Origin of the sequence: Gardnerella sp. KA00771 (assembly GCF_049244045.1) — a bacterium.
In the GTDB taxonomy this organism is placed as follows: Bacteria; Actinomycetota; Actinomycetes; order Actinomycetales; family Bifidobacteriaceae; genus Bifidobacterium; species Bifidobacterium swidsinskii.
The window spans coordinates 780273-793966 of record NZ_CP058368.1 but is presented as its reverse complement, the minus strand read 5'-3'; the positions used below and the strand labels follow the sequence as shown (position 1 = coordinate 793966).

At 36.5% G+C, this 13694-nt stretch carries 12 protein-coding genes and 1 pseudogene; 5 read left to right on the top strand and 8 right to left on the bottom strand.

Features of this window, described 5'->3' with window-relative positions; translation table 11 throughout:
- Positions 1-28 precede the first annotated feature (28 nt).
- On the bottom strand, positions 29-1432 hold the full coding sequence (locus tag HXT57_RS03405; RefSeq protein ID WP_076002864.1) for a sensor histidine kinase: 1404 nt from the start codon (positions 1430-1432) through the stop codon (positions 29-31).
- A 6-nt stretch (positions 1433-1438) separates the two neighbouring features.
- Complete coding sequence (locus tag HXT57_RS03400; RefSeq protein ID WP_076002863.1) at positions 1439-2140, bottom strand: response regulator transcription factor; 702 nt, start codon at positions 2138-2140, stop codon at positions 1439-1441.
- Positions 2141-2279: 139 nt separating this feature from the next.
- Here HXT57_RS03400 and HXT57_RS03395 point away from each other — a divergent pair, with 139 nt between their 5' ends.
- From HXT57_RS03395 to HXT57_RS03385, 3 genes are read left to right on the top strand one after another with little or no spacing between them, the layout of a single operon-like run.
- Positions 2280-3044, top strand: a complete 765-nt coding sequence (locus HXT57_RS03395) for an ABC transporter ATP-binding protein (RefSeq protein WP_012913763.1) — start codon at positions 2280-2282, stop codon at positions 3042-3044.
- Positions 3041-3766: an ABC transporter permease gene (locus HXT57_RS03390; RefSeq protein ID WP_012913764.1), complete on the top strand. Its 726-nt coding sequence runs from the start codon at positions 3041-3043 to the stop codon at positions 3764-3766. The genes HXT57_RS03395 and HXT57_RS03390 overlap by 4 nt, the downstream gene beginning before the upstream one ends.
- Positions 3767-3779: 13 nt before the next feature.
- Positions 3780-4544, top strand: a complete 765-nt coding sequence (locus tag HXT57_RS03385; protein ID WP_076002862.1) for an ABC transporter permease — start codon at positions 3780-3782, stop codon at positions 4542-4544.
- 593 nt (positions 4545-5137) lie between these two features.
- On the opposite strand, the gene HXT57_RS03380 is transcribed toward HXT57_RS03385, so the two are convergent.
- The 5 genes and pseudogenes from HXT57_RS03380 to HXT57_RS03360 all read right to left on the bottom strand — a co-directional run bounded on the left by HXT57_RS03380 (position 5138) and on the right by HXT57_RS03360 (position 9360).
- Entirely contained in the window at positions 5138-6979 is a 1842-nt protein-coding gene (locus HXT57_RS03380; RefSeq protein WP_119504415.1) for a hypothetical protein, read from the bottom strand.
- A 385-nt stretch (positions 6980-7364) separates the two neighbouring features.
- Positions 7365-7648: pseudogene (locus HXT57_RS03375) on the bottom strand (hypothetical protein).
- A 91-nt stretch (positions 7649-7739) separates the two neighbouring features.
- Positions 7740-8333 (bottom strand): DUF4097 family beta strand repeat-containing protein, encoded by a 594-nt coding sequence (locus HXT57_RS03370; protein WP_012914145.1) that lies wholly within the window; start codon positions 8331-8333, stop codon positions 7740-7742.
- 26 nt (positions 8334-8359) lie between these two features.
- Positions 8360-8683: a recombinase family protein gene (locus HXT57_RS03365; RefSeq protein ID WP_244261701.1), complete on the bottom strand. Its 324-nt coding sequence runs from the start codon at positions 8681-8683 to the stop codon at positions 8360-8362.
- 92 nt (positions 8684-8775) lie between these two features.
- Complete coding sequence (locus tag HXT57_RS03360; protein ID WP_415697734.1) at positions 8776-9360, bottom strand: GNAT family N-acetyltransferase; 585 nt, start codon at positions 9358-9360, stop codon at positions 8776-8778.
- Between the two features lie 382 nt (positions 9361-9742).
- Here HXT57_RS03360 and HXT57_RS03355 point away from each other — a divergent pair, with 382 nt between their 5' ends.
- Together HXT57_RS03355 and HXT57_RS03350 are read left to right on the top strand one after the other, a co-directional pair.
- Positions 9743-9883 carry a type IIL restriction-modification enzyme MmeI gene (locus tag HXT57_RS03355; protein WP_012914143.1) on the top strand — a complete coding sequence of 47 codons (141 nt, stop codon included), beginning with the start codon at positions 9743-9745 and terminating at the stop codon, positions 9881-9883.
- A 306-nt stretch (positions 9884-10189) separates the two neighbouring features.
- Positions 10190-10873, top strand: a complete 684-nt coding sequence (locus HXT57_RS03350; protein WP_119504414.1) for a DUF4190 domain-containing protein — start codon at positions 10190-10192, stop codon at positions 10871-10873.
- 91 nt (positions 10874-10964) lie between these two features.
- Here HXT57_RS03350 and HXT57_RS03345 read toward each other — a convergent pair whose 3' ends face one another.
- The gene (locus HXT57_RS03345) at positions 10965-13571 is read right to left on the bottom strand and encodes an ATP-dependent Clp protease ATP-binding subunit (protein WP_119504413.1); all 2607 of its coding nucleotides are present in this window, start codon (positions 13569-13571) and stop codon (positions 10965-10967) included.
- Between the last annotated feature and the right edge of the window lie 123 nt (positions 13572-13694).

Genomic DNA, 13694 nt, shown 5'->3' with positions numbered 1-13694 from the left:
TCGTTCATGCATGTTGCACAAGATTGATTCATATGTAAGTCTGCGATATCGTTAGAGAGACCTTAAGCCCACCATGTTTGCTTTTACTTATATCAACCGTTCCGTTATGAGAGCTAATAATCTGCTGAACAATTAGCAGACCCAAACCATGCCGCTGTTCTGCAGTACTTGTATCGCAAATCATATAGTGCGGTGCATGATTAAGCTTTTCGATTTTTTCATCTGAAGCACCTATACCATTATCCTCAACACAAATAATACAATTGTTATTATTTGCAGCAACGGATACATAAATCGTACACCCATTTTCATTATGAGATATGCTGTTCTGAATAAGATTAGATATTGCTCGTTTTAATAAATCTTTGTCTACGCTAATATTGCAAACAGTCAATTTAGCATCTGTTTCCCATTTAATCGAAAACTCATCTTGCATACCCATATTCATAAAATCCACAACAACTTGCCTAACAACAGCAACAATATTTTCTTCTTTTTTCATAATTGGTTGCATATTATATTCAAGTTTTGAAGCCAAATTAAGGTCATTAATCAAATTCTTCATTCTTGCACTTTGCTTAATAATCATCGTCGCTTTTTTACGATCTTCTTGCGAAATATGGAGAGAATTTTCTAACTGTCCTGCATACCCCATAACCATAGATAACGGCGTACGAATATCATGTGAAACTCCAGCTATCCAATTCGCTCTTGCAGTCTCCTTTTTTCTCAATTGTTCTTTTTGTATTTGCAAAATATCGGAAGCAGAATTTATGTTAGATGAAATTTCTGAAAGTGCTCCTGTTTCTGGAATATGCACGCTTTCTCCACTAGATAAACGTTGTATCCCTTTTGTAATCGGATTAATTGATTTTAGTAGTTTTATATTAGCTATTAAATAAATTCCAAGAATCAGCAAAATGTTGATAAATAATACGCTTAAAACAATCTGCGGAAAATTTAAGATTAAACTGTAGTTCCAACTCGGTCGCGTATGTTTCCAAAAGCTTTTATGCGGAAATCCGACTACAACAACTCCATTCTTATTATCACCCGTGTAAGTTGGATAACCATCAATATAACCAACGCTCAAATTAGCTATATCAGACAAAGTATAATCGTTTGGAATAGTTGCAGGGACATTTTCTGTTTTCCATACGACTTTCAACGTATTATTATCAATCAAAATTGCCCATGCGCCAGAATTTGTCAATTTGGAAGACATATTTTTTGATAATGCATAATCCCCACTTGCGGATAATTGTAATGCTTCTCCCGTCTCTTTTGCTATGCTATAAGGAGATATCTCTTTATCGGGAGCGTAATTTCCTATAAGTACAACAAACGCAATAATATTCATTAATACTATAAGCACAGAGCTTAGTAGAAAAATACTTATAAAGCGTTGTATTAGTTTTGGTATGCTTTTCATTCTGCTTTACTCCACAATCAGCTTATATCCTAAGCCTTTAACTGTTATTAAAGAAACAGGCTGCGATGGATTGAGTTCTATTTTTTCTCTGATACGACGTATATGCGCCATTAAAGAATTTTCATATCCAAAAGGATTATCACCCCATGCAGCTTCACATAACGCGTCAATTGTTACGATACGTCCCGCATTTCTATATAAAGCAGAAAGTAAATCGTGTTCTTTGGCTGTGAGTGGAATATGTTCGTTATTTTTTATTACTTGGGCAGAAGAAAAATCAATCTGACTATTTTTCAGTTTAACAATGGGATTTTCACTCTTATAGCTTCGTCTTAAAATTGCCATAATGCGAAAAGTTAGCTCTTTTGGAAGAAACGGCTTTACAATATAATCATCTGCTCCTAAGTCAAATCCCTTAAACTTATCTTCATCCTCACCGCAAGCAGTAAGAAACAAAACAGGACAATCACTATATTGTTTTATCTTCTCCATTAACTCAAATCCATTACCGTCAGGGAGCATAACATCAAGTATTGCTAATTCTGGACGTAATGTTTGTGTTGCTTCTACAGCATCTTTCATGCTTTTTGCAGTAGTTATATTATGAAAACCATATTCGCTTAATATGGATACAACCATATCTAAAAGTTCCTGCTCATCATCAACAAGCAGAATATGCTTGTTCAACAAATAATCATCCTGATTCATGGAGTGCCCCCTAACATATATTATGCCATGTGAATATTCATTTTTTGACCTCGCATAAAAATGTAAGGTAGATGTAAGGTGAAGAGAATGTTGTAGAAAGGTTGACGCAATATCATAAATCCTGAAAGGAGATATTGCCATGAACAATATTGTTACAACAGAACATTTAACAAAAAAATATAAATCATTTATTGCTGTTAACGATGTCTCACTCCATATTCGCAAAGGTAGCATTTATGGCTTTCTTGGACCGAATGGAGCTGGAAAATCTACAACAATGAAAATGCTCCTAGGACTTACAGCTCCAACAAAAGGCGTATTTACAATCGACGGAAAACAGTTTCCTGCCGACCGCATACCTATTTTGAAAGAAATAGGCTCGTTTATTGAATCCCCATCTTTCTATGCAAATCTAACAGGTAGAGAAAATCTTGACATTATACGTCGCATTTTAGAACTACCTAAGAGTGCAGTTGATGACGCATTAGAATTAGTAGGTCTTTCCGAGTTTGGAGACCGTCTTGCAAAAAAATATTCGCTTGGCATGAAACAAAGGCTTGGTCTTGCTGGAGCATTGCTTGGTAGACCACCTATTTTGATTTTAGATGAGCCAACAAATGGACTCGATCCATCTGGCATACACGAAATCCGAAATCTGATTAAGTCACTGCCAGACCTTTACGATTGCACGATTCTTATTTCTTCTCATATGCTATCCGAAATTGAGCTTATTGCAGATGATATTGGAATACTCAATCACGGACACTTGCTATTTGAAGGTAGTTTAGATGAACTACGACATCATGCATTACAATCTGGTTTTGCTTCCGACAATTTGGAAGATATGTTCCTATCCATGATCGATGAAGACAATAAGATCAGGAAGCAGAGTGCAAGACTATGAAAACGCTTGTAATCGAACTCAAAAAATGCAAGAGAACTGGCTTTATAGCTCTTATGATTGCTATTGGCGTTATGGGAGCAGCATACGCTTTTGTAAATTTCATTGTACGAAAAAATACATTATTAAACCTGCCTTTAGCTCCTATGGATATTCTTCTCACACAGCTTTACGGCATGATTATGGTGTTAAACATGTTCGGCATAATAGTCGCCGCATGCATTATCTACAACATGGAATTTAAGGGAAATGCAGTAAAAAAGATGCATATGCTACCTATGAGCGTTCCAACTATGTACCTATGCAAATTCATGCTGCTGACCGTTCTGTTACTAATCGCTATTTGCATACAAAATTTAGCACTTGCAAAAATCGGTGTAACAGATTTGCCACAAGGCACGTTTAATGTAAGTACTCTTATATCTTTTGCCGCATATTCATTTATTACATCAATGCCCGTATTGTCCTTTATGATTTTTGTATCATCACGATTTGAAAACATGTGGGTAACGCTTGGAATTGGTGTAGCAGGATTTTTAAGCGGCATGGCATTGGCTTCTTCAGACATCGTGCTTTTTATGGCATCACCTTTTATAGTTATGCTAAAACCAGCAGTTGCCATGAGCGCGCAACCTAATACTACGGTCGTAATCGTATCCATAGTTGAAACAATTCTGTTTTTATGTTCTGGATTGTGGGCAGCTAAGAAGCTGCACTACGAATAAGGAGATTATGAAAATGAGATTTTTTGAACTTCTTAAAATTGAATTTACGAAAGTAAAGCGGAGTAAAATTGTTCCTTTGATTTTTATTGCACCGCTAATTGTGGTTGGATCTGGTGTAGCAAGCCTGCATAGATACTTCACTCCAGAATATACACACGCGTGGTCTGCTATGTTTATTCAAAGCGCATTAGTCTACTCATATTATCTGCTTCCGCTTAGTATGATTGTTATTTGCGTGATGATTGCAGGACGTGAAACAAGCAATAACGGCATATTAAAAATGTTGGCTCTGCCTGTTAGCAGATACGCGATTTCTGCTGCAAAATTTTGCGTACTGTTATTTTATTTGCTTATGGAAATGGTTGTATTTTTTGCCGTATTTGTTATAGCAGGATTGTTTGCAACCAGTAGCACAGGAGTTACAGAAACGTTACCAATTATGTATCTACTAAAATGGTGTTTAGATCTGTTTTTGACTATGATTCCAAGCGTAATAGTCATGTGGGCTATTACTGTGCTTTTTGAAAAGTCAATGTTATCCGTTGGATTAAATATACTTCTTGTAATTCCTGGCGTATTAATAGCAAATACTCCGCTTTGGCTATTTTATCCTTATTGTTACAGCGGATATATGGTTTCCCGCTCTTTACATGCAGTTACATCAACAGGACTAGGGAACGGATTTAATCTTATCCCATTTTTGCTATGTGCAATTGCAATATCTGTGTTCGTATTTTTGATTGCAATAACACAATTTGGTAAAAAAGAGATGAGATAACAAGGGATACTAAATAATAATGCAGCGAAATAACAAATAAAACGAAACAACAAATATAAACGTGATTAGCAAAAGCGCACCCAGCTAATCTGTGCTTGGCATCATTTACAGTGCTCTCAATCTACATTGAGAGCACTCGTAGTATTTATACACTTTTTTGAGTGCACACTATTGATAGTGGGTGCACTTTTAACGTTAACATCCTGTGCACTCGACCCTAGAGCGTTGATATCTTCCCTCATACAGACAAAATACGTTCAAAAACCGCGAGAACCCAGCCTAAAGCCGCTTCGTATTAAACCTTTTAACGATAGCCCTCGCTAAGCCTTGCTACACAAGGGCAAATTTGCACCCATCTAATCAGCCTTTGACATTAATACGACACTCTCGACGTGAAACAAGTGAACACTAAGTATGTCAAGTGAACCTGTCTGTATGTTGGAACATATCGACTAAACTATTTAACGATAGCATAAGGTTATCGTTAAATAGTATCAGACTATAATGTCCCATACATAGAATACTTTTTGAGACATGTTTTAATGAATCTGAGTCTGTTTGTGAAAATATAACTTAAGAACTATTCAAGTAAATTATTTTATACTATTAAATTCATCTTCTTGTTTACAGTACCTTTCTATTCTTTTACAATATGTGTCTTTGTTGAAATTTTGCCGTGTAATATACAATTTATATCTTTTAAAAATTTTCTCTTTTAAAAAAATTTTTTCTATTGCACAACATGGGCTAATTTCATAATTATTGTTATCTCTAAGAAAATCAATAAATGTATTTGCTTTTTTATTTCTAAACAATTCTGGAGATAACATCCCTATTCGGAAATATTTCTTATTTTTATTATCAAAATAATGTACCACGGGCTGATTGGCAGTTATAAAATTGTATAACTTTGTATCATTTAAAATATATATTCCCTCTCTTTCAACAAAGGGATAAGAAATATTTGTTAATAAAACTGGGACTACATTTACATTATTTATATTGCATTTAATAGCCTTAAGCTTTGAATTGATGCTTTTCTTACCATTTTCATTCTCGGTAAAATATTTTAAATTACGTTTGAATTTCTCAATGTAATAGTCTAATTCCTGACTATTACGACAATATCCTCTCACATTATCATGCTGAAATTGAGTTTTGCACTCAATGACAAACAGTGTATCATCTATATATAGTAAAATATCTAATTCATAACTCTCGCCATTACTACTTGTTTTAACATTCTTAATTGCACTAAGATTGTATCTCAATAATAAATTATGTATGTTTTCTTCATATTTTGAACCCTTTTTCGATATTTCATTATTATTAGTAAAAAGAACCATTACACTTTTTAGTGGTTCAATTATTTTTATTAATGACGGAAGTAAAAGTATAAAATTGTTGTATTCAATTAAAAATGATGAGAATAAATCATTTTTGCTTTGACCAAATACCAGATGCTTAAAAATAACCTCTATTTCAGCTTCACTAAATTTATTTTGAAGTAAATCATTTTTTAATTTTTCTATTTCTATTTTTAGTACGTTTTTCTCATTAATAGCTAGTTTATAGAAATAAGTGTAGATGGAAACCCATCTTTCCAGTTTTATGTCTAGGTATTCTTCAGTTAAGTCTTCGCTATAAAAGAATTCTTTTAATTTTTCTCTAAAGGAATTCGAATATTTAATTATGTCATTTTCATTATCAAAATCTTTCAAATTTTTAGCATTATTTAAATTATAGTACTCTAAAAATGAAAATATTCTATCCGTAATTATTCCATGATTTTCTCTAATATATAATTTATTAAATAATCCAGTATTTACTTCCACATCTCCGAACATCCAATTAACAATTATATCATTTACTAAATTGAGTAACTGAATTAAAACTAGGATATCATTTGAATTTTTATCATCAGTATTTTGAAAACACGTCGACTTGTTATTTTTAAATCCATCTCTAAGCAATGTTCCTAATCCTAAAATGATATTTTCGCTAGAAACTAGATATTGTTGTCGCTTAGACTCAGATGAAGTTTTACTTAATTCATCTAAATTTTTAGATATTTCGTCATTAAATCTTTCCACCCAGTTTAAATATGAACAATTCATCTGTCTGAGTTTTAATATATCTTTTTTTATTTGATTTCTTTTTTTATTTAGTTTATTACCCTCTTTAGATAATCGTTTAAATTTCTTATAACTATTATCTGAAAGGTTATCTTTAACCCAATTTTTTATTATACGTTTAGTATCGTTACTAAATAATGTTTCATTTCTATCTGTAACAAAAAAACCCGAGTATTTTAAAACTTTTAGTATTTCTTCCTCATTTTTATTTTTGTTAATATAATCCAAATATTCTAAAGGATTATTCTTCATATTTCTTTCAATTGAATTTATTCTCACATCATTGTATTTCTTACTCATATGAATACTCCGTATTATTTTGCCAACGTTTATCAATTTCTATTTCTTAAGTATTTTAAAAGCATAATTATTGTTTTACAATATATAAATTTTTGTATCTATCCATCTATTGCACCTGCCCGTTTTCATTTTTTCACCCAACCATACTACAATTTCTGTCTGGATGGATTCCCATTAAACAATAACAAGAAGAATACCGTGATTCAAAATCATCTGCTTTAACTCCCAGATTTCTTTGATTTCGAGATTTTTAAGTCTTTCACTTCTATACTTTTGGCAGCAAACAAACCGTCTCAACGTGAGATTGTTAGGCTATTTTCAGAAATTGGTCTAACCCTTTAGTTTTTCCTGTATTACTACGGTTATCACTGCTTTGCTTTTTCAGTTATTTCAATTCTCGATTAGGTAATTTTCCAGTTCTCAAAGCGACAGTAACAAACTCAACCTCTTGCAAGCACTTCTCGCAAAGTTCATAACCTTCATTAAAGTTCACTCTTGACCTAAATGTGCTAGCAATGAATTCGCATGGTGAGGTGATCCTTTCAACTACACCGCACCGTTCGCACTCAGCATACACATTTCCATCCTTAATTGGAATAAACAGCCATGGTCTTTCTCATTTCCCATGACACTAACATCTTCGAAATCATCAAATTTTACATAGAGCATATACGACTTCCTCCTTTATTGGCATGTCTATATACGCTCTAATTCCAACTTATATCAAGTTTTATTGCTTCTTTTTTAATCTATATGCCTGCTACTTCGCAATAGCTTTCCCATTAAGACAGTGCACCATGTAATGCGCAAAACCATCGTTTTTACAATTTATCTTCTTCTTATCTGAAACCTCGGTGACACCATTCTTACAATCTACTTCAAGGCTTGCATCCTTGGTGATTGTTCCTTCTAAAATACTCATGCCATTTAACGTATCAAGCGTACAAACATGAGTTACTTCTACGTTTGTTGCTGAAGCCGACCCATTACAACATTTAAGAAAGACATCATCCGCTTTCAAATTAACAACTTCTACCTTGCCATTGTTCACTTCTACATAAAGCTTACCAATCTCAATATCCGTGATGAGCACTTGATTAGAATCAGATTCAACCTCACAAACTTCCACATCATGTGGCAAACTCACAACAATTTCAGGCATACCCTGAGTAAGCCACCTCACCCAATTCGAAGCTGAGACTTTTTTAGTTTGAATAAGCCTTATAACATTTTGCTCTTCCTCAACCCTCAATATATCTTGTTCACAGTTAACAAAGCTCACACCAAAGGTATCAGCACGTTTCACCGTTAAACGAACATCTTTCGTCTCTGCGATAAACTTCTTATTATCCATTACTTAAGCACCTCCCCGTGCACATACTAATAATCAGGTTTCATTTTAACTTTTGAGCTATATTTCTTAGACTTGCGTTTGACCGTTCCGTCTTCTCCAACTTCCAAATTACTCCGAGCCGCCATCTCAAGCTCAACGGCTTCAAACTTCTCTTTAGAAATAATTCCGGAATGATGATCCGAATACAAATATTGCCTGTCAGAACCGCCTGAATCTGCTATAGCCACATCGCCTGCATATTTACGCCTAGTCAAAGTACTCTCAACAGCCCGTTTACTCCAAATGTCTTTTCCCTTTGGAGACTTAACACCTCTATTTTTTAGCCTTTTAATAATACCGCCGATGCTCAAGCCTTTTAAATATCAGTCAAAGATATCTCGTACCACTTGCGCCTGAGCCTCAGCAATAACCAGCATGCCATGCTTATCTTTGCTAAAATTTCCTAATTATTATTTATCAGATATCTCCCTTGTTCAAAATAATCTTCGCTAAAATAATACACATTCCCGTTGCCATCATAGTCATCCAAAGCAGGATCATGTTTCAACCCTAGTGTCATGGCTGTCCGTATGGAAGGAATATTAGTGTTTAACGTTAAGGCAACAATAATATGAGATTGAAGCAGTGGGCATTCTGGTTCACTTATATTATCACTGGATGCTGGCCGAAGCACAGTATCAATAATCGTTCGTGCGGCTTCCTTAACATATCCACGACGCATTTTCTCTGGAGTAATCCGATAATAGAGATTTAAGTAAGGCTCTCCTTGAATAGTTACATGCTTGAGTCCACAAGCACCAACGTACCCTGCATCACTTTTATCAATGATGACATAATAGCCAAACCCATACCGGTCATGGTGCTTGATCCACCTATTTAATTCTTGCTGAAATACCTCTCGATTACGCACAGGCCCTGCCGGATTATAGCGGTTAGTCGCCGGGTCAGCATGGATCTGAAATAAAGGTTCTAAATCACTAGGCTCTGGCTTTCGCAATAGCAAGCGTGATGTTTCGATAACCAACATATGCTTACCTCCTAAAACAGATTTCTTTCTGCTTTATATTTCAATATCTTTTTGGCTGGGTGCAAAGTGGGTGCACTTTTTAACGTTAACATCCTGTGCACTCGACCCTAGAGCGTTGATATCTTCCCTCATACAGCCAAACTGCGCTCAAAAATCGCTCCGAGCCATCTTACAGTCGCCACTCACTAAACCTTTTAACGATAGCCCTTGCAAACCCTTGCTACACAAAGGCAAATTTGCACCCACCTAATCAGCCTTTGACATCAATACAACACTCTCGACGTGGTGAGTGTTGGGATATATAACACAGAAAGCAATAGTTTCAGAGTTCAGAAGGAAAAGTTTCATTGCACACAAGAGTTAAGAAACTGACCAAACATACATGCCAACAGATTTGCGCAAAGCTCATGACGAGCTAGATAAAATAGTAGATGTTGCTTTTGGTGCTACAAAGCCTTGCTCTAATAACGACGAGCGCCTAGAAATTCTCTTCAAATCCTATATTCGCATGACTAAGGAATGAATTTAATATAAGCAAACCTATAAAACGAAAAACCAATCTGTAGTTTCTACAAGTCAGGATTTATATTAAGAAGTGTTGATTGCTGTTAGCAGAGGGTCACAAGTTTTGTGTGACCCTCTAGCATATTCATTCTTCTGAAACAATACGCAGTTGAATTGTGAAACTCGTAACTGAACCTTTTATCCACATAGTTCGAAAAAAATATTGCTTTTTTTTAAGTGAATAAACTTTATTGTGTTGTATGCAAATTTTGGGGCTGACTCTAATTTTGCATAATTTTCAAATCGAATTAAGAAAGGAAGAAAGATGAATGGGGAGAATATGGAAATGTCTCCAGTGAATAATGATAACAATAACAAGCATTTGAGTGGGCTTGGAGTATCTGCGCTTGTATTGGGTATTATTAGCATTGTATTTTCTGTAGTTCCAATTATTAATAATATGTGCTTTGTGCTTGGAATTCTTGCTATAATTTTTGCTGGATGCTCTTGGAAATCAACTGGTAAAAAAGGACACAAGCGTGGTCATGGAATGGTAATCGCTGGTCTTGTTCTAGGTATCCTTTCAATAGTAATTACTTTATCTATGCAAGCAAGTTTTAGTGCTTCTATAGATAAAGCTAAGTCTGGCTTAGATAAAGCAAGTAAAAAGCTAGACAATATGGCAAAAGGTATTGCCAATGAGAATGCTAAAGAGATGAAGATTCAAGTTAAGGGCACTGCTCCAACTGATATTAACTTATTAGTTTCTGGTTCTAACAGCAATGAAAGCACAAATAATGGTGTTTGGGAGAAAGTCTTTACTGGCAAGGATGCTCAAAAGGATTGGACAATCATGGCATCGCCAAAAATAGACGTTGATAATCCAACGCCAGACAATTACAAAGTTGAATGTTCAATTACTGTTGATGGCAAAGAAGTGTCTCATAAGAGCGCAACTGGAACTTCTGCTAATGTAATGTGCACTGCGTCTGACACAACTGCTAAGTAATTTATACGTTTTTATAAAATTTATTCAAACAAAAAGCCCGACGAGTTTACGCGCCGGGCTTTTAGTGTATTCAGTTAGTTATTGTGTAACTTTACTTATTCTTATTGCTATCTTCTTTAGCTGCGCTATCTTCTTTTTCGCTATCTTCAGACTTATTATCCTCAGATTTATTTTCTTCAGACTTATTTTCTTCAGTAGCAACAGCAGCAGTTGTGTCTATTGTCTCAAACTTTTCGCCTTTAATTGTGAACTCCCCCAGCAATCCTTCGCCTTCAGCATCCACCTTAATGTGTTCGCCGTCAGAAAGTTCACCAAGCAAAATCTTTTCAGAAATAGTATCCTCAATATCTCGCTGAATTACGCGACGCAACGGACGTGCACCAAGCAAAGGATCGAAGCCTTTCTGTGCAAGCAAATTCTTAGCGGCATCCGTAATTTCTAGAGACATGTGACGATCAAACAGCCTGTCGTTAAGCAACTTCACGTCCATGTCAACAATTTGACGAACTTCTGGCTCCGTAAGCTGACGGAACACAATAGTGTCGTCCAAACGGTTTAAGAACTCTGGACGGAAATGACGCTTAAGCTCAGAATTAACCTGATCTTTCATGCGCTGATACGTGGAATCAGCGTTATTTCCAAGTGTAAAGCCAGTATTTGCAGCCTTCGCAATATCGCGAGTACCAAGATTGGTGGTAAGAATAATAATCGTATTCTTAAAGTCCACTTTTCTACCCTGACCGTCTGTTAAGTGACCGTCATCGAGTACTTGCAAAAGCGTGTTGAAAATATCTGGATGAGCTTTTTCAATCTCGTCGAAAAGCACCACAGAGAATGGCTTTCTGCGAACTTTTTCAGTAAGCTCGCCACCTTCTTCATATCCAACATATCCAGGAGGAGCACCGAAAAGCCTAGACGCAGCATACTTTTCTGCAAACTCTGACATGTCAACTCTGATTAAGGCATTATCGTCATCAAACAAGAAGTTTGCAAGCGCCTTGGCAAGCTCAGTTTTACCAACTCCAGTAGGACCAGCAAAAATAAACGATCCAGAAGGACGTTTAGGATCCTTCAAACCAACTCGAGCACGACGAATCGAGCGAGCTAAAGCAGACACAGCTTCATCTTGACCAACAATACGCTTGTGAAGTTCAGATTCCATTTGAAGAAGCTTCTGTGATTCCGCTTGAGTAAGCTTTACTACAGGAATGCCTGTAGTGCTTGAAACAACGGAAGCAATCATGTCTTCATCAACAACCATCTTGACATTAGACTCGCCTTCGCGCCAAGCCTTTTCCTTCTCTGCAGCTTCATTCTCAAGCTTTTCTTGATCGTCGCGAAGATTGGCAGCTTCTTCAAAATCTTGCTGCTTGATTGCTTCATCTTTCTTTTCAGAAATCTTAGCAATCTTATGGTTTAATTCTTTGAGCTCAGGCGGCTGAGTCAAGCGCTTAATACGCAAGCGCGCACCAGCTTCATCAATAAGATCAATAGCCTTATCTGGAAGGTGACGATCTTGAATGTAACGATCAGAAAGCTCAGCAGAAGACTGTAAAGCTCCATCGGTAATAGTTACATGATGGTGATTTTCGTAGCGAGAACGCAATCCTTTAAGAATCTCGATTGTTTCAGCAATTGTAGGTTCTGGAACTTGAATCGGCTGGAAACGACGCTCCAAAGCAGCATCTTTTTCAATATACTTGCGATACTCGTCAGTAGTAGTAGCACCAATTGTCTGTAGCTCTCCACGCGCAAGCATTGGTTTAAGCATATCGGATGCACCAAGAGCTCCATCAGCAGAACCTGCTCCAACAATAGTGTGAATCTCATCAATAAAAAGCACAATATCGCCGCGTGTTTTAATTTCTTTAAGCACTTTTTTCAAGCGCTCTTCGAAATCGCCACGGTAGCGAGATCCTGCAATCATTGAACCTAAGTCTAGAGAATAAACTTGCTTATTTTTTAACGTTTCCGGCACATCGCCTTCAACGATTTTCTGTGCGAGACCTTCTACAACTGCAGTCTTACCAACTCCAGGCTCTCCAATAAGCACAGGATTATTCTTCGTGCGTCGGCTAAGTACAACCATAACGCGTTCAATTTCTTCAGAACGACCTATAACAGGATCAAGCTTTCCTTCTTGAGCTTCAAATGTTAAATTGCGTCCAAATTGATCAAGAAGAGCAGAGCCGGATTGATTTCGCTTATCTTGTACACTTCCAGCATTAGCTAACTCGCCCTTCTCGCTACCATTAGGAGCATTATCTCCACGAATTAAATCAACAGTAGTGCTTCGCAAGTCTCCAAGATCAACTTCCATCTTTATAAGTACTTGCGTGCCCACACCTTCGCCTTCGCGTATAAGCCCTAGCAAAATATGCTCAGTACCAATATAACTGTGACCAAGCTGAAGAGCTTCGCGCAAACTCAGTTCAAGCACTTGCTTAGCGTGAGGCGTAAAAGGAATATGACCAGCAGGCGAAACAGTGCCTTTGCCGATCATCTCTTCAACCTGTTTGCGAGTGCCTTCTAAGCCTACGCCTTTTGAGCTTAACGCTTTCGCGGCAATGCCCTCACCTTCGCGAATAAGCCCGAGCAAAATATGCTCAGTACCAATATAATTGTGCTGAAGTGAGCGAGCCTCTTCCTGAGCTAGCACAATCACGCGTCGTGCGCGATCAGTGAACCGTTCAAACATAACTACCTTCCGTTCTTTTCTTTCATTCCATGGTAACGAGTCGCCATGACGCGAAGCGTCGTATATATTTATTCATTCGTACAGCATTCCATAGCATCACAATAATCATGAATGATGAACCTA